The 17,146-nt window shown below is 37.6% G+C and carries 13 protein-coding genes and 1 pseudogene; 3 read left to right on the top strand and 11 right to left on the bottom strand.

The window, feature by feature from the left end; translation table 11 throughout:
* Window positions 1-96 precede the first annotated feature (96 nt).
* Both DQL14_RS04545 and xerH read left to right on the top strand, forming a co-directional pair.
* The gene (locus DQL14_RS04545) at window positions 97-2,088 is read left to right on the top strand and encodes a hypothetical protein (protein ID WP_108168894.1); all 1,992 of its coding nucleotides are present in this window, start codon (window positions 97-99) and stop codon (window positions 2,086-2,088) included.
* A 7-nt stretch (window positions 2,089-2,095) separates the two neighbouring features.
* Window positions 2,096-3,163 (top strand): tyrosine recombinase XerH, encoded by a 1,068-nt coding sequence (xerH, locus tag DQL14_RS04550; protein WP_108168895.1) that lies wholly within the window; start codon window positions 2,096-2,098, stop codon window positions 3,161-3,163.
* 62 nt (window positions 3,164-3,225) lie between these two features.
* Here xerH and DQL14_RS04555 read toward each other — a convergent pair whose 3' ends face one another.
* The 9 genes and pseudogenes from DQL14_RS04555 to glmU form a co-directional block, all read right to left on the bottom strand.
* On the bottom strand, window positions 3,226-3,732 hold the full coding sequence (locus DQL14_RS04555) for a methylated-DNA--[protein]-cysteine S-methyltransferase (protein ID WP_108168896.1): 507 nt from the start codon (window positions 3,730-3,732) through the stop codon (window positions 3,226-3,228).
* A 3-nt stretch (window positions 3,733-3,735) separates the two neighbouring features.
* Complete coding sequence (locus DQL14_RS04560) at window positions 3,736-4,503, bottom strand: sulfite exporter TauE/SafE family protein (RefSeq protein WP_108168897.1); 768 nt, start codon at window positions 4,501-4,503, stop codon at window positions 3,736-3,738.
* Between the two features lie 113 nt (window positions 4,504-4,616).
* Entirely contained in the window at window positions 4,617-5,564 is a 948-nt protein-coding gene (locus tag DQL14_RS04565) for a Gfo/Idh/MocA family protein (RefSeq protein ID WP_108168898.1), read from the bottom strand.
* 61 nt (window positions 5,565-5,625) lie between these two features.
* Window positions 5,626-7,992 (bottom strand): ribonucleoside-diphosphate reductase subunit alpha, encoded by a 2,367-nt coding sequence (locus DQL14_RS04570; RefSeq protein WP_108168899.1) that lies wholly within the window; start codon window positions 7,990-7,992, stop codon window positions 5,626-5,628.
* Between the two features lie 165 nt (window positions 7,993-8,157).
* A complete protein-coding gene (locus DQL14_RS04575) occupies window positions 8,158-8,652 on the bottom strand; it encodes a hypothetical protein (RefSeq protein ID WP_108168900.1) in 495 nt (164 codons plus the stop codon).
* 39 nt (window positions 8,653-8,691) lie between these two features.
* A complete protein-coding gene (locus DQL14_RS04580; RefSeq protein WP_162296865.1) occupies window positions 8,692-9,072 on the bottom strand; it encodes a pantothenate kinase in 381 nt (126 codons plus the stop codon).
* A gap of 307 nt (window positions 9,073-9,379) precedes the next feature.
* A complete protein-coding gene (locus tag DQL14_RS04585) occupies window positions 9,380-9,862 on the bottom strand; it encodes a hypothetical protein (protein ID WP_108168902.1) in 483 nt (160 codons plus the stop codon).
* Between the two features lie 23 nt (window positions 9,863-9,885).
* Window positions 9,886-10,236, bottom strand: a pseudogene (locus DQL14_RS08665) (pantothenate kinase).
* 185 nt (window positions 10,237-10,421) lie between these two features.
* Window positions 10,422-11,723 carry a bifunctional UDP-N-acetylglucosamine diphosphorylase/glucosamine-1-phosphate N-acetyltransferase GlmU gene (gene glmU / locus DQL14_RS04600; RefSeq protein ID WP_108168904.1) on the bottom strand — a complete coding sequence of 434 codons (1,302 nt, stop codon included), beginning with the start codon at window positions 11,721-11,723 and terminating at the stop codon, window positions 10,422-10,424.
* A gap of 80 nt (window positions 11,724-11,803) precedes the next feature.
* Here glmU and fliP point away from each other — a divergent pair, with 80 nt between their 5' ends.
* Window positions 11,804-12,550, top strand: coding sequence for a flagellar type III secretion system pore protein FliP (gene fliP / locus DQL14_RS04605; protein ID WP_001210302.1), 747 nt, complete (start codon window positions 11,804-11,806; stop codon window positions 12,548-12,550).
* Between the two features lie 37 nt (window positions 12,551-12,587).
* Here fliP and DQL14_RS04610 read toward each other — a convergent pair whose 3' ends face one another.
* On the bottom strand, window positions 12,588-14,891 hold the full coding sequence (locus DQL14_RS04610; protein WP_108168905.1) for a TonB-dependent receptor family protein: 2,304 nt from the start codon (window positions 14,889-14,891) through the stop codon (window positions 12,588-12,590).
* A gap of 247 nt (window positions 14,892-15,138) precedes the next feature.
* Window positions 15,139-17,067 carry a ferrous iron transport protein B gene (feoB, locus tag DQL14_RS04615; protein WP_108169937.1) on the bottom strand — a complete coding sequence of 643 codons (1,929 nt, stop codon included), beginning with the start codon at window positions 17,065-17,067 and terminating at the stop codon, window positions 15,139-15,141.
* Window positions 17,068-17,146: the final 79 nt, after the last annotated feature.

Consider the following 17,146-nt stretch of genomic DNA (forward strand, 5'->3'; position numbering starts at 1 on the left):
GATATTGTGGTTAGTGGCATAGCGTGGTATAATGGTTGGATTTAAAAGTTTGAAAATTGTAGTTTTCATAACTAAAATAGATTTTAAGGAATAATTATGGCAATAAGATTTGGGGTTATCTTTATCGATAATAATATCGATAATTTTTTTAATGATAGAAGAAAAACTAAACAACAATTAATAAGATCGATTTTAGAGCGTAAGAGCGGGCTTGATTTTATAAGGTTTATTGAAGCTACTGCTTCTTATACTAATTTAGAGCGTAAAAGAAAGCTTAGTTTTGAAGAGTGTGCTGTTTTTTACACTGATGCTGATTTTGTTAGAATAGAAAGAGAAATAACAAGTTTTTTAGTATTTCAAAACGATCGAAGTGTAACGCTTAACAATGATCCAAGTGCAACATTCAATTTAAAAAACTATTTGTTAGTATTGGCGAAAAAGTTTTATTGTAGTGTTTGTTATTGCGAAAACATAAACACACAAAAAATTGAATGGATTAGCACTAACCATTCGGATTTTGGAGAAATACTGCAGGAATTCTCGGACATTACATCCTTATCCCCTAATGAATTACCACAATTTCTTGCAGACTTAAAGGATAAAATAATTGAATTTAATTTTCATAAGAAAATTATAAATAATAACTTACCTTTTGGGATTATTTTTATCGTTAGCGACCCTGAAAACCTTATTGATATTAATGATAAAAACAAAAAGTTAGAATCATGTTTTCATTATTATGAAAATAGTCATCTTCTTTGCTTCCCAATTATAACTGAGAGTTATTTAATTTTAGATAATCTAAAAAGCTATTTCATATTTCAAAATGAGAACGAAAAACCATTCAATTTAAAACAACACTTGTTGGAACTCAAAAAGGAATTAGGGTTTGAGCCATCGGGTATTTTCTATTGCGAAAATGCAAGTACACACAAAATTGAATTGGTTAGTAATGAGCCTAAGGATTTCAAAGGGGTATTGCTTGAATTTTTACAAATTACATCTTTATCCCCTAATGAATTGCCACAATTTCTTGCAAACTTTAAGTTTTCAAAAAGTTCCAATGGAATAGATAAGGCTGAATTTTCTCTATCAAGTCTCTCTTTAGAAAATATGACCCCTATTGACAACTTATTATCTACCCTTAAATGCAGGATTAAAAATACCCTTAAGCGTTATTCATGGCATGGTTATTCTAAAATTCCACAAGAAAAAAGGATAACTCAAATAAAAAAACAAGTGTCTGAAGAATGTAAAGTAGACCCTTTTTTTCATAGTTGGAGAGTAAGCTCTGAACAAAACCGCAAAGTCAATAAAATTGCTGATGATTTGAAAAGTGGTAAGATAGTTGGTGAAAAGATTATTGATAATGTATTTGATATTAATGCTAGCTATTGTTTTATCACTCCTGAAGATTTAAAGAATTTAAAGGAACGATTGTTTATACAGCAAGATATTGATATTACCCATGTTATCAATCAAAAAAAGGGAGAAGCGTTCGATCATATCTTAATAAACGACATTAAGTATAATTTGTTTGATAACACATTCCATTTTATCTTTGATGTGGATAACTCTTCTCAATTAACTATTAAAGTGCCTAGAAAAGATTTAGAAAATTATGAGTTACCTAACACTAAAAAAGATATATTTAATAAATTAATTAATATAAGAACAATTGATGAAAATTTAATTTTAAAAAATAATAAAGAAATTACCAACGATTTAAATCCTTTACTTGGGCAACTAAAAACTCAAGAATTTCCATTATCAGACGCTATTACAAAAGCCATCAATCAAAAAGAGAAAGGAATAGCACTTGATTATGCCTTAATAAATGATATTAAGTATAATTTGCTTGATAACACATTCCATTTTATCTTTGATGTTGGCAACTCTTTATTAAAAGAGTCAAGTCAGTTAATTATTGAAGTGCCTAGAGAAGCGTTGGATCTAGAGAATGTTGATCGGCTTATTGAAAATACGCTATCGCCCTATGAAACTCATAGCGTTTATAGCGAAAGTTCTTTAGTATATCATCTTAATCAAGGTTCTTATATCATTGATCTGCACTTAATAGATGACTAAACCCTAAATGAAACACCCCCTAGAAGAATTAAAAGACCCTATAGAAAATCTTTTGCTATGGATTGGGCGCTTTTTACGCTACAAATGCACGAGCCTGTCTAATTCCCAAGTGAAAGATCAAAACAAGGTTTTTGAATGCTTGAACGAACTAAATCATGCGTGCAGCTCAAGCCACTTGGAAAAAATCTGTAAAAAAGTGCGTAACGCCGGATTACTAGGTATCAACACCTACGCACTGCCCCTACTCAAATTTTACGAATACGCTCAAAAGCTTTCTTTAAAATCGCTCAAAAGCATAGACGAAGTCATGTTGGCTGAATTTTTGAGTATTTATACCGGAGGTTTGAGTTTAGCCACCAAGAAAAATTACCGGATCGCTCTATTAGGGCTTTTTAGCTATATAGACAAGCAAAATCAAGATGAAAATGAAAAATCTTATATTTATAATATCACGCTTAAAAACATCAGCGGAGTCAATCAAAGCGCGGGCAATAAGCTCCCTACTCATTTAAATAATGAAGAATTAGAAAAATTTTTAGAGAGCATTGATAAAATAGAAATGTCCGCTAAAGTGCGTGCACGAAACCGCTTGCTCATTAAAATCATCGTTTTTACAGGCATGCGTTCTAACGAAGCCTTACAGCTTAAAATAAAGGATTTTACTTTAGAAAATGGCTGTTATACGATTTTGATTAAAGGTAAGGGCGATAAATACAGAGCGGTGATGCTCAAAGCTTTCCACATTGAGAGCCTTTTGAAAGAATGGCTGATAGAAAGGGAATTGTATCCTGTTAAAAACGATTTATTGTTTTGCAACCAAAAAGGCAGTGCTTTAACGCAAGCTTATTTGTATAAGCAAGTGGAGCGCATCATCAATTTTGCAGGACTCAGGCGAGAAAAAAATGGGGCGCACATGTTAAGGCATTCTTTTGCGACCTTGCTTTATCAAAAACGCCATGATTTGATTTTAGTTCAAGAAGCTCTAGGGCATGCGAGCTTGAATACGAGCAGGATTTACACGCATTTTGACAAAGAGCGTTTAAAAGAAGCGGCGAGCATTTGGGAAGAAAATTAAAAACACCCCCTACCCCCTTAAAAAAAAGGATTTTTACCATAAAACAACCAAAACCCCATTTTTTAAGAAATCAAAGAGTTTTTAACTTGTTGGTTTAAAATTTTGCTTTCAAATTCTAACAGCCACTTTTTGACTTCTATGCCCCCATTATATCCCCCTAAAGCGCCATTTTTACGCACCATTCTATGACAAGGCACGATCAAAGAAATAGGGTTATTATGATTAGCGTTGCCAACAGCTCTGCAAGATTTAGGGTTATTAATGAGCTTTGCGATTTCATCGTAACTTTTTGTCTTGCCATAAGGGATAGTCATTAACGCAGACCAAACTTGTTTTTGAAAGGGAGTTCCTATCAAATCTAAAGGCATATTAAATTCAAAAAGTTGTCCCAAGAAATAACGCTCTAAGGCTTGAACGCTGAGTTTTAATGGGGCATTCATAGGGGTGTTATGAGAAAAATTGGCCGTATCAAAATCCAATCTCAACAAATGGCTCTCATTAGCGCACAAATGCAAATACTCTAAAGGGAAACTCTTAGGGGTCTTAAAATAGTAGTGGTATAAAACCATTAATTAAAAAAAGAGTTTGTATAAAATAATCAATAACGACAAACCATACACCCCTAAAATCAAAGCTTTATGTATTTTTTCATTCAAAAGCCCCATGATCCATTTAATCCCAATGCTCACGCCCATAACAGAGCCTAAGCCCACAATCGCCCCTGCTACTAGCACCTCTTTATTGATGATGTGATGATACATTAAAGAAAAAGCTCCTGAAATAGAAGAAAACAAGATGAAAAATAACCCTAGCGCTACGCATTTTTTAGAATCATACCCTAAAAAATAATGCATCAAAGGCACCATGAGCATCCCCCCACCAATCCCTAAAGTGATGGCAAAAAACCCTGTGAGCGCGCCAATTAAGAATAATTTTAAACCTTGCAAAGGATAGCGTTTATTATCCGCTATAAAATCTTTTTTTTTGGGTTTCAAAACAAATTGGATCATAGAATACACGACTAAAAGCGCGAAAATAACCATTAAAATTTTACTGGAAACGATTTTTAAAACAAATCCGCTAAAACTCGCCCCTATCAGCCCCCCTGCCCCTATCAACAAGCCTAAAGAAAAATCAAGCGATTTTTTTTTGAAATTCAAAACAGAGCCAACAAACGATGAAAGCGCCATTTGCAAAATGGAAATCCCAATGGATTCTTCAAAAGAATGCCCGGTTGCGAGCATGATAGGGACAATGATCAACCCCCCACCAATGCCAAAAATCCCTGATAGAATGCCAGTAAAAAGCCCTATCGCTATGTATAACGCATAAATATCCATAAAAACCCTTAAAAAAGTAAAAACCTCCTCTTAAAAGAAAATTAAAAACAACCCTATTCTAATCAAATGCAAATAACCAAACCCCCTAAACAACGCTTTTAAAAGTGATGTTTTTATTGGTCTGTTTTGTTTTTGCAACACAAAGCATGCGAATCTTCATTGGGTTCGCTGACTGAAAGGTTTCTTAATTCATAAGCCAATTTAATAGACGCCATAGCGTCATCCAAGCCAAACCCCCCTTGAGCTAAAATCTGTTTGTAGCTTTCTATATACAGGTTATCAAAGCTCTGCGTGAGATTGACTTCTTCGCCCTCTAGGATCATTTTATGATAAACCTTTTCTTTAGCCACTCCCATGTGTTCTGGATTGATGGAAAAAAACCATCTTATTTTGGCATGCTCTAAAAAGAGTATCCCCCCTACGCAATCAGGCTCTTCTCTATTGATAACCTTGTCTTTAACGCCTCCAAACAAATAGATTAAAGCATCAAAAATGTTTATGCCCATTTGAGTGGCTAACCCCCCGCTCCTATTCACATCCGCTCGCCATGAAGAAAAATACCATTTCCCTTGAACGCTGATATAAGTGAGCGTGATGTCAAACACCTTGCTAGGGTTTTTGTCTAATTCGCTCTTAATTTTTTCTTTCAAAGCCAGCGTGTCGCAATGCAGGCGCAAGGGCAAAAGACTAAACACCCTTTTTTGGTGTTTCACCTCTAAATCTTTCAATTCTTGTATTTCGCTAGGGTCTAAAACTAAGGGTTTTTCACAAATCACATGCATGCCGTATTTTAGCCCGAAACGGATGTGATCAAAATGCGTGTGCGTGGGCGTGCAAACACTCAAATAGTTGATTTCTTTACCCATAGCCCTAGATTGCTCTAAATGATTTTCAAAATCTTCAATATTGGTAAAAAACTCTGATTGCGGGAAATACTCATCTAAAACCCCCACGCTATCATGAATATCAAAAGAGCAATCCAAAAAATGCCCTGTATCTCTAATCGCTTGCAAGTGCTTGGGAGCGATAAACCCCCCTGAACCAATCATCGCAAAAAGCATTCATCTTCCTTAAATAATTTTAAATCTCATTTTAGCAAAGATTAGCTTATTTAAGCTTATATTATTGGCAATTAAAACACTCCACCGATCGATCCAACACGCTTTTTTCATCTATGCTAGGGCTTTCGCTGCGCAAATAATAAGTGGATTTGAGTCCTAATTTCCAAGCGAGCGTGTAGATGTCATGCAAGGTTTTACCGCTGGCGTTTTCTATGCGTAAAAACACATTAATGCTTTGGCCTTGATCGATCCACTTTTGGCGTACGGCCGCTGCTTTAATCAAATCTTTAGCGTCAATATCATAGGCTGATGTGTAAAAATTCCAGGTTTCTACATTCAAATTAGGCACTACCACAGGAATTAGCCCGCTCAAATTTTCTTCAAACCATTTTTTCTTATAAATGGGTTCAATCGTTTGGGTTGTGCCTACTAAAATAGAAATGGAGCTTGTGGGAGCGATCGCCATTAAATAGCCATTACGCATGCCGTTGGCCTTGACTTTCTCCCTCAAACCTTGCCAATCGCAAGCGTGATTGAAAAGCCCTTTTTCGGTGAGCTTTAAGGCTTCATTATTGGCTTTATCAATGGGGAAAATCCCCTTACTCCATTCTGAATTTTCAAAATCCTTATAAACCCCTTTTTCTTTCGCTAAATTCGCGCTCGTGTCAATCGCATGGTAGCTGATTTGCTCCATTAAAGCGTCAATTTTTTCTAAATGCTCTTTAGATCCCCAAGCGATTTTGTGTTCTGCGAGCATTTGCGCTTCACCCATAACCCCTAACCCTATGGCCCTATTTTGCAAATTAGTGGCTTTGACTTTGCGGTTAGGGTAGAAATTCAAATCAATCACATTGTCTAAAAGCCTGACCATGATCGGCACAACCCTTTTAATGTCTTCTTCAGTGTTGATTTTGCTTAAATTAATGCTCGCTAGATTACACACCGCCGTTTGCCCGTCTTTAGCGACTTTAGTAGCGATATAGATTTGTTTGCCTTTAAGAATATCGGTGCTAGTGAGCTTGTTAGCGCATTTAGTGATATTACTATCTGTCGTTACCAACTGCTTTTCTTCAAAAAACTCTATGGTGCCATCGGTGTATTCTATTTGCATGTAGTAGTGGTTAGGCGCGGTATTTTGGAAAATCTCCGTGCATAAATTGCTGGATCGAATGATTCCTGCATGAGCGTTTGGGTTGCACCGATTGGCGTTATCTTTAAAGGCTAAGAAAGGCAAGCCGGCTTCAAAATAATTCATTAAGATTTTTTTCCATAAATCTTTAGCGTTGATGTATTCCTTAATGATTTTAGGATCTTTTTCATATTCTAAATAGCGTTTTTCAAAATCCTGCCCATAAAGCTCAGTCAAATCCTTACACTCATAAGGGTCAAACAAAGTCCACATCGCATCTTCTAAAACCCTTTTCAAAAACAAATCGCACACCCAAAGAGCTGGGAACAAATCATGCGCTCTTCGCCTTTCATCGCCGCTATTTTTCCTTAAATCAATGAACTCCATCACATCAATGTGCCAAATTTCCAAATACACCGCAATCGCACCCTTTCGTGTGCCTAATTGATCCACCGCAATCGCCACATCGTTAGCGATTTTTAAAAAAGGGATCGTGCCAGCGCTCGCATTTTTATGCCCATCAATATAACTCCCAATAGAGCGCACCAAAGAAAAATCCCAGCCGATCCCCCCGCCGTATTTGGACAACAGCGCCATTTCCTTATAGCTGTCAAAAATCCCCTCAATATTATCCGGCGTGCTGCCAATATAGCATGAGCTGAGTTGGTGCTTGGTGGTGCGAGCGTTCGCTAGAGTGGGGGTCGCGCACATCGCTTCAAATTTACTCAAAACTTCATAAAATTCTAAAGCGATTTTATTGGGTTCTTGTTCGTTTTGCGCTAAAAACATCGCAATGCTCATAAACATGTGTTGGGGCAATTCAATAGGGTTATTGTTAGCGTCTTTTAACAAATAGCGATCATACAAGGTTTTAATCCCTAAATAATTGAATTGGAAATCCCTTTCAGGCTTGATCTGGCTATTTAAAAACTCTAAATCAAATTTTTCCTTAAAGCCCTTAAGGATGCGGCCCTTTTCTTCAGCGTTTTCAAAATACTCTTTCAAATGCCTATATCCTGTAAAACCACTCACTTTATGGTATAAATCATACAAAAAAAGCCTTGAGGCGACAAAACTCCAATTAGGCGTGTCAATATCTATCTTATCCACAGCGGTTTTAATCAAAGTTTGTTGGATTTCTTCAGTAGTGATCTTGTCCCTGAATTGCAACCTCGCATCCACTTCCAGCTCACTTTGGCTCACGCCCTCTAAATTATCCGTAGCGTCCTTAGTGTATTTTTGGATTTTTGTAATGTCCAAAGGCTCAATGCGCCCGTTTCGTTTAACCACCGTAATCAAAATTTTTCCTTTGAATTAAATCGTTTGTTTTTTAAATTTGGAATTGTATCAATAAAAAACTTAAGAAAAAGAAAAGTTCAAGTTGGATCTGTTCTATTAATGAGAATGAGTTTTAAAGTTTTTTAATTTTTTATACCCCCTCCATTTAATGCCATTTGGGTTAAATCACCACCCTAATTTAGCGCAAAGCCTAACACAAATCCCAAAAACACACAAGAAAGCAAGCATAACCAAACCCTCTATAAGGAGATTGCTAGGATGCCCGCAATACGCCGAGATCTCATGGATAGCGACAATAAAGGGCATCGTTAAAAGCGCCATATAAAAATCCCTCAGTCTCGCTCCTAACACAGCGTCATGAAACGCGCCAAAAAACCTAGCCTTAAAAATGGCTTTGAGAAACCTAGGGTATCTTACTTGGAAAGATTTATAACGATCCCTGCCTCGTGGGTCAAATAAAAGGTTAGACAACAAAGCCGCTATTAAGAGTGTTAGCCATGCATAATAACTATCTTTAGGGCTAAAAAGTGGATCGACAGCGCCTAGGCTATGAGGAATTGTGGATATGCATCCCGCATAGACTATGGCCACCGCCCATTGATATTCCCAGTCGCTCAAACGCTTTTTTGAGCCATTCAAGTTCTCTTTTGTAGTATCCATGTTATTTCCTTCCCCCCCATCACCTTGGCTCATTTAAGATTACCAAGCATGCCCAAAACTATAGCCGTAATCATAAAAATCACGGATAGGTTCTCTTGGGGCTTGTGGTTCTCTAGTCTGAGGCTCTCTAGTTTGAGGCTCTCTATCAACGCCACGGATAAAATCTTCTACCCTATCGCCTACTTCAGACCCAATATATCCTCCTGCTGTGCTACCAAGAAATCTCCCTAATCCAATACCCACTGGACCTCCAGGAACCCCAATTGCTCCTCCAATTTTATCACCAACAAAACCCCCAACACCACCCCCTATAAGTTTGCCTAATTCACCCCTTGCCTCTATTTTAGGACTAGCTATAGCCACATTAACCATTGCACCGCATAAAACCACTACACAACTAAATGCTTTTAATCCATTCATAACAAATCCTTTCATAAAATGGAGATTCAAGGCATGTTGGGCACACCTTGATGAGAATATTTATACCACAACCCTATTAAAAACATTGTTACAGATCAGCAAAAGATCACAAAAATCTCAATAAGCGTTTTGTTTCTACACAAATTACAGAATTAAAGTAAATGATTATAATATTTTAGGATTTTTCATTATTGAAGCAAATTAAGGTTTCTTAAAAAACTTAAAATACCCGTTTTCAATAATAAGAATGGGTTTTAAAGTTTTTTAATTTTTTATACCCCCTCCATTTAATGCTGTTTGAGTTAAATTACCACCCCCATTTAGCGCAAAGCTTAAGAAAACCTTGAAACCCCAAAATAACCAAACCCTCTACAAGGAGATTGCTAGGATGCCCACAATACGCCGAAATCTCATGCATAGCGATAATAAAGGGTATCGTTAAAAGCATCACATAAAAATCCCTTAGTCTTGCTCCTAACACAGCGTCATAAAACGCGCCAAAAAACCTAGCCTTAAAAATGGCTTTAAAAAACTTGGGGAATCCTTGCCAAGTTTCAATAATGAAATAACCTACCGACCTGCCTTTAGGATTAAACAAGAGATTAGACAACAAAGCCGCTATTAGACCCACTAGCCACACATAGTAACTATATTTAGGGTTAAAGATCGGATCGCTAGCTGAACCATTTATTTCATGAAAAATCCTAGTGGATATGAAGATACATCCTCCATAGACTAGAGCCATTGCCCATCGATATTCCAAATCGCTCAAACGATTTTTGATATTCATGCTCTCTCCTTTCTTGCCCAAAGCTACCTATCATACACGAAATGACGATCATAGGTGGGTTCTCTTGGAGCTTGTGGCTCTCTATCAACGCCACGGATAAAATCTTCTACCCTATCGCCTATTTCAGCCCCAGAATATGCCCCTATTCCACCACCAATGCCTGCACCAAACACAGTACCCTACGGACCTCCAAGAGCCCCAATCATTCCACCCATTGCACCACCCATTCCAGCTCCAACACCTTCTCCTATATCTCTACCAAACTGACCCCTTGCCTCTATTTTAGGACTAGCTATAGCCGTATTAGCCATTGCACCGCATAAAACCACTACACAACTAAATGTTCTTAATCCACTCATAACAAATCCTTTCATAAAATTGAGATTCAAGGCATGTTGGGCACACCTTGATGAGATATTTATACCACAATCGCATTCAAAGCATTGTTACAAATCAGCTAAATATCACAAAAAGATCAATAAGTGTTTTATTTCTACTCAAATTACAGAATTAAAGTAAATGATTATAATATTTTAGGATTTTTCATTATTGAAGCAAATTAAGGTTTTTTAAAAAACTTAAAATACCCGTTTTCAATGTTAATTTGAGAGGTGCGTGAAAGGCTCAACGAACCGCTAGGAATGTCTTTAGTGATGGTGGTGCCGCTGCCGATTAAGACATTAGAGCCGATATTTATGGGGGCGACTAGTTGGCTATCGCTCCCTATAAAGACATTTTCACCGATGATTGTTTGGTGTTTCTTTTTACCATCATAATTGCAAGTGATCACGCCAGCCCCTACATTTGTGTTTTTCCCTATTTCACAATCCCCTAAATAGCTCAAATGCCCCGCTTTAGCGCCTTGAAGTTTGGCGTTTTTAGTTTCTACAAAATTCCCCACATGGCTATTACAAATCACGCTTTTAGGGCGCGCATGGGCAAACGGCCCCACACTGCTATTAACAATCTGGCTCTCTTCTATCACGCTATAAGCCTTAATATGCGCGTTTTCTATCAAACAATTCCCAATCAAACGCACCCCCTGCTCTAAAACGCACTCCCCCTTAAAACTCACGCCTTTTTCTAAATAAATGCTATTAGGCAATTGCATCACTACCCCCAAGTCCATGGCGTTTTTGCGCAGTCTTTCTAGCATGATTTCTTCAGCCTTCGCCCTTTCTGTTTGGCTATTCACCCCTAAAAAACACTCTTCTTCTAAAAAAATAGCGTCAATTGTTTCGTTTTTATTGATTCCTAGAGCGATTAAATCCGTGAGGTAGTATTCTTTTTGGGCGTTTTGGTCATGGAGCTTGGACAAGTATTTTTCTAAAAACTTTCTTTCAAAAAAATACACGCCAGCGTTCACGCTTTTAATGGTTTTTTCTTCATCATTAGCGTCCTTTTCTTCTACAATCTTTTTAACATGATGGTTTTCTAAAACAACGCGCCCATAACCTTTAGGATCAGCTAAATGCAGTAAGCCTATGGCGTTATTCTTGCTTTCTAATAAGGGGGCGAGAGCGTCTTTAGTGATTAAGGGCATGTCCGCATTCAAAATCAAAACCCGCTCATGTTTTGTAGGGATAGGCGTCTTATCTTCTTGCATGATAGCCCCACCTGTCCCTGAATATTTTTCCACGATTTGAGTGTGGAAGATTACGCCCTTAAAACGCTTCAACACCGCTTCTTTAACGCGTTCTTGTTGGTGGTGTAAGATAAGATGCACATCATTACTGATTGAAAAAGCCACTTCTAAAATGTAAAACAGCATAGGCTCCCCGCAAATCGTGTGTAAAGTCTTAGGCAGGCTAGAACGCATGCGAGTGCCTTTACCAGCGGCCAGTATGATGACAGAAAGCATTAAAATCCTTTTTTAGGGAATTTTAACATGCCTTATCTTATAATTTGGCTTCGTTTCATCAAAGATTTAAGGCTAGAATTTTGCGTTTTTTCATTTTTTTAATCCTCATTTGCCCTTTAATATGCCCTTTAATGAGCACTGATAGCGCGCTGCCTAGCGTCAATCTCTCTTTAAACGCTCCTAATGATCCTAAACAGCTTGTAACTACCCTTAATGTCATCGCTTTGCTCACGCTTTTAGTTTTAGCCCCATCATTGATTTTAGTGATGACGAGTTTCACCCGTTTGATCGTGGTGTTTTCTTTTTTAAGGACCGCTTTAGGCACGCAACAAACCCCACCCACTCAAATTTTAGTCTCGCTCTCTTTGATATTGACTTTTTTTATCATGGAACCTAGCTTGAAAAAGGCTTATGATACAGGGATTAAGCCTTATATGGATAAAAAAATTTCTTACACCGAAGCGTTTGAAAAAAGCGCTCTGCCTTTCAAGGAATTCATGCTTAAAAACACACGAGAAAAGGATCTAGCGCTTTTTTTTAGGATCAGAAATCTCCCTAACCCTAAAACCCCTGATGAGGTGAGTTTGAGCGTTTTGATCCCGGCATTTATGATAAGCGAATTGAAAACAGCGTTTCAAATCGGCTTTTTACTCTACTTGCCTTTTTTGGTGATTGATATGGTGATCAGCTCTATTTTAATGGCGATGGGCATGATGATGCTCCCGCCTGTAATGATTTCTCTGCCTTTTAAAATTTTAGTGTTTATTTTGGTAGATGGGTTTAATTTATTGACCGAAAATTTAGTAGCGAGTTTTAAAATGGTTTGATATTAAAAACATTCAAGCTATAAAGCTTGAAGCTAGTTTAAAACTCATAATTCAAATACGCTGTAATGGATCTCCCTGGTGCGGGCTCTCTTCCTGTAGGGCTTGTGCCAATTCCCCTAAAATAATACTTCATGTTAAAAAGGTTATTGATTTGCAAGCTTCCTGTGATTTTATGCCTACCGCTTTGCCATAAAACGGAGCTTACTTGAACGTTCAACACAAAATACAAGGGCAATAACCCCACTGAATTACAACCATACTCTAGCCCCCCTGTGTATTCTGGGTTTAGGGGCAGGCACACGGTTTGATCTTTGGCTTGATTGAGCATGGAACTATAAGCGCGGCTATAAAAATAGCTACTGATTCCAAAAGTCGTGTGCTTGTAAGTATACATCATGTCAAATATGAATTGGTTAGGACTCACATAAGGCAAACGCTTCCCTTTAATGTCAAAGGGTTTATTGACAATGCCTGTAAAATAATAAGCAATATCATCAGCGTTAGAAGTGATGCGCGCATCAATGTAAGTGTAAGCCACATGGAATTGCAAACCCCTAATCGGCGCGTAATACAATTCCAATTCCACCCCTTGACTCCTAGCGTTAATAGGCTGTGGGCTATAGCCTCCCGCATAATAACGATTGGCAAAAATCACAAAATAATTGGTATTAAAGCTCAATAGATTTTTATAACTATAGCGTTGCCCCACTTCAATTTCATTAAAAATTTGGTTGTAATTAGTCCTAGTAATGCCTAGCATTGTGTGTTGTGGGGGGATAAAACTGCGGCGGTAGTTCGCATACCATATCCAATTTTCCATAGGTTTATAGCCAATGTTAAAGGCGGGACTCCATTCGTTTTGACGCTTTTTTGTAGTCTTCCATACAGAAAAATCATGCTTTTCTGGCTCTTTGTTGTTATAGTTCAAAAAAGTGTATCTAAGCCCTGGAGTTATCACCAATTTAGAATCAAAAAGCTCTATTTTATCGCTCAACCATACCGCTGTATAGTTGTTAAACAAGTTTTGATTGTTGCTGGGTTTTTTAGAAAGAACAAAAGGAGGCATGCGGCACACCCCATTAAAAATATCCGCTTTTTCGCATGTGCTTTGATCCAATCTGAAATACATATCCATTGTCATAAAACGCATGCCCACATTAAAAGTTTGCTTAACTTTATTGGTATTGACAACTAAGTTCAAATTAGGCTCAAAAGCGTTCATTATATAACGCCTTAAATGATCAAAGATAAAAAATCCTGCATAATTTTGATCGGTATAAACAGGGCCTAATTTAGGATTGGTATTGACATTCAAAAAATTAGAATCAAATTGAAAATCCCTTGACATGTCATGCCCATAGTAGCTAAAAGTGAAATCCCCACCTACCCTATCAGTATCCCCAAAAAAGTTTTGATACACAGCTCCCCATCGCTTCGCTCTCCCGCTTTTATTGTTATTGGGGCGGTTGTTTTGAAAACGATTTTGATTATACGCTTCTATACCTAGAGATCCGGGGTCTGCCATAAAATAATTATAGTATTGGAAAAAAGCAGTGATCTTATTGCTATCATTGATTTGATACAAGGAATCTAGCATGTAGTTTTGAATGTTCGTAGGGCTGTTGTATCTAAACCCTTGCCCTTTGAGCCAGTTGGCTTGAGCTTGGATTCCAAAATGCTTATTCATCATGCCCCCTGTTCTTAAGTAAGTGTCAAAAAGCATGTTGTTGGCTAAGCTCTTGTCAAGGTTTTTAGAATTTTGATTGAAAAAGCCCCCATTTTCAGATTTGCCCCAAAAAGTGGCCCTCTCGCTCACCTGACTCTCCCACTTGGTAGGAATGCCCTTAGTGATCACATTAATCACACCGCCAAAAACGTTAGGGCCATAACGCACGCTCTCCCCGCCCTTGGTTACGCTAATTCTATCTACAGATTGGAAGGTTACAGGGAAAATAGGAATGCTAATATCAACATAGGGTGCAACATAAATAGGGATCCCATTGACTAAAACCATAGCCGTATTAGAATGCCCTGAACTCCCCCCACCAAACCCCCTAACAGAAAAGCTAGGCACAGCTCCAATACCCGTAGCGTTTCTAATATGCACGCCTGGCACATTTTGCAAAGCTTCTTCAATGCTTTGATTGGCGCTTTTAGTGAGTTGTTTGTTAGAAATCACCGTGCGAGAACCCATATAATTTCTAACTTCCTTGCTCCTCCAGCTTAAAGGCGCTTCTTTATCGTTAGCCACCCCTGAAGCTTCTACCCTTTCCAAATTATGAGTTTTGACAGCATGCGCGCTATGACTCAAAACAGCCAAAGAGACTAAAATTCTTTTCATTTACCACCTTTTATGAAAAACGTTCTTTTTTACAACAAGGTGAAATTTATAATAACCATTATTAGTTTTAGCTTAAATTTTTGAAAAATTATTATTTAGATAATATTAATGACTTTTTTATCAAAAATACCGATTAATGCGAATGTTTATAGAAAAGATTGGGAGAAAAATAAAAATTTTTTAATATTTCTAATAGGGGTGAATTTTAAACAAATAAAGGGTTTTTAAACCCTTTTATGGCTAATCTTTAAACCAAAATTTGAGTTGCATAAAAAGCTATCAAGGAAAACGCATACGCTACAACGGTTGTGAAGATGAATAAATACGCTACAAACTTTATCCCCCCAGCTTCCCTACCAAAAGTAATGGTCGCTGCAAAACAAGGGATATAAAACATCACAAACACGATAAAAGCGATCCCGCTTGGCACGCTGACTTCTTTTCTTAAAATTTCTCTAAAAGCGTCAGATTTTTCATTTTGATCCCCTAAAGAAAACAACACGCCCAAAGTAGAAACCACCACCTCTTTAGCCATAAATCCGGTTACAAGTGAGACACTCAAACGCCAATCAAAATCCATAGGGCTAAAGACTTTTTCTAAATACGCCCCACCTCTTCCTACAATGCTGTTTTTTAAATTCTTTTTATCCAATTCTGCTTTTAATTCTTTTAATTTTTCTTCTTTGGCTTCGCTTGAAAGAGTGGTGTTTTTATCCACTAACAAGCTTTCTTGTTTATAGGTTTTCATGGCCGCATCGCTTTTAGGGTATTGAGACATAAACCAGATTAAAATCGCTCCCACTAAAATATAAGTCCCGGCCTTTTTAAGGTAAGAAAGCGATTTGGTGTAGATACTGAAATAGACCATTCTCCAACTGGGAAAGCGGTATTTGGGCATTTCCATGATAAAAGATTCGGTTTGTCCTTTAAACACGCTTAATTTGAGTAATTTTGCCATCACTAACGCCACAACCGCCCCCAAAATATAAATGCAAAACAGCACAAACCCCGCGCTCGAAGAAGGGAAAAACGAGCCTACAAACAGCACATAAATAGGGAGTCTTGCCGAGCAGCTCATAAACCCGATCACAAAAAGCGTGATCAATCGTTCGTTATAATTTTGTAAGGTTCTTGTCGCCATATAAGCAGGCACTGAACAGCCAAAACCGGTGATTAAAGGGATAAAGCTCTTCCCATGCAAGCCAAATTTATGCAAGATCCCATCTAGTAAAAACGCTACCCTACTCATATAGCCTGTCGTCTCTAGTAAAGAAATCCCAAAATACAACACCACAATTAAAGGCAAGAATGAAACCGTCGCTCCCACTCCCCCAATAATGCCATCGCCCACCAAAGACGCTAAATCTTCATTAGCCACATTTTCTTTGATGCCATCGCTCAAAAATTTAAATCCTGCCTCAAGCGCTTTTTGCGCTCCGCCTCCTATTAAAAAGCTCAAGGAAAAAATGATAAACATAAACCCTAAAAAAATGAAAATCCCATAACGCGGGTGCATTAAAATCTTATCAATCTTATAAGTGTGTTCAAAGCTCGCGTTTTGTTGGTTTTCACTGATCACTAATTGAGCGATTCTTTGAGCGCTCTGGCTGTATTTTAAAGACTCCTTAAAGCTTTGAGACGGGACTTTTATGCTTTCATTATTTGTAGTGTTTTGAGAATAAAGCCTGACAATTTCATCTAATAAAAGCTCTGTATTCAAGCGATCTTCTTTGGATCTTGCGCTTGTTGGCACGCACACAACCCCTAATTCTTTAGAAAGCTTTTCTGTATCAATTTTAACGCCTTCTTTTTGCGCCTCATCCCACATGTTGAGCGCGAGAAGCATTTTTTTATTCGTGTCTAATAGCTGCGCGCTTAAGGCTAAATTACGCTCTAAATTGGTGGAATCCACCACATTGAGAATGAGATCATATTGCCCTTTTTCTAAAAAATCTTTAGTAACCTTTTCTTCAGTGGTGAAATCATTGAGCGCGTAAGTGCCAGGTAGATCAATGATAGTGATTTGATGCTCTTTATGGATCAAACCCACTTCCATTTTATCCACGGTAACCCCGGCAAAATTCCCCACTTTCAAATGGGCGTTGCTCAAAGCGTTGATGAGGGACGATTTCCCTACATTAGGTTGACCCACAAGAGCGATAGTGATTTCTTTCATTGGGTTTGAATGCTCCACATTAAAGCCTTTTAATTTTTAGTTATATCGTTTTTAGATTAAAAGTCAGCACTATAGCGCT

Source organism: Helicobacter pylori NCTC 11637 = CCUG 17874 = ATCC 43504 = JCM 12093 (genome assembly GCF_900478295.1).
In the GTDB taxonomy this organism is placed as follows: domain Bacteria; phylum Campylobacterota; class Campylobacteria; order Campylobacterales; family Helicobacteraceae; genus Helicobacter; species Helicobacter pylori.

What these genes read in the sequence shown, in the direction of transcription:
- DQL14_RS04545 (WP_108168894.1), top strand. Translation starts at nt 97, where the DNA reads ATGGCAATAAGATTTGGGGTTATCTTTATCGATAATAATATCGATAAT.
- xerH (WP_108168895.1), top strand. Translation starts at nt 2,096, where the DNA reads ATGAAACACCCCCTAGAAGAATTAAAAGACCCTATAGAAAATCTTTTG.
- DQL14_RS04555 (WP_108168896.1), bottom strand. Translation starts at nt 3,732, where the DNA reads ATGGTTTTATACCACTACTATTTTAAGACCCCTAAGAGTTTCCCTTTA.
- DQL14_RS04560 (WP_108168897.1), bottom strand. Translation starts at nt 4,503, where the DNA reads ATGGATATTTATGCGTTATACATAGCGATAGGGCTTTTTACTGGCATT.
- DQL14_RS04565 (WP_108168898.1), bottom strand. Translation starts at nt 5,564, where the DNA reads ATGCTTTTTGCGATGATTGGTTCAGGGGGGTTTATCGCTCCCAAGCAC.
- DQL14_RS04575 (WP_108168900.1), bottom strand. Translation starts at nt 8,652, where the DNA reads ATGGATACTACAAAAGAGAACTTGAATGGCTCAAAAAAGCGTTTGAGC.
- DQL14_RS04580 (WP_162296865.1), bottom strand. Translation starts at nt 9,072, where the DNA reads ATGAATGGATTAAAAGCATTTAGTTGTGTAGTGGTTTTATGCGGTGCA.
- DQL14_RS04585 (WP_108168902.1), bottom strand. Translation starts at nt 9,862, where the DNA reads ATGAATATCAAAAATCGTTTGAGCGATTTGGAATATCGATGGGCAATG.
- glmU (WP_108168904.1), bottom strand. Translation starts at nt 11,723, where the DNA reads ATGCTTTCTGTCATCATACTGGCCGCTGGTAAAGGCACTCGCATGCGT.
- DQL14_RS04610 (WP_108168905.1), bottom strand. Translation starts at nt 14,891, where the DNA reads ATGAAAAGAATTTTAGTCTCTTTGGCTGTTTTGAGTCATAGCGCGCAT.
- feoB (WP_108169937.1), bottom strand. Translation starts at nt 17,067, where the DNA reads ATGAAAGAAATCACTATCGCTCTTGTGGGTCAACCTAATGTAGGGAAA.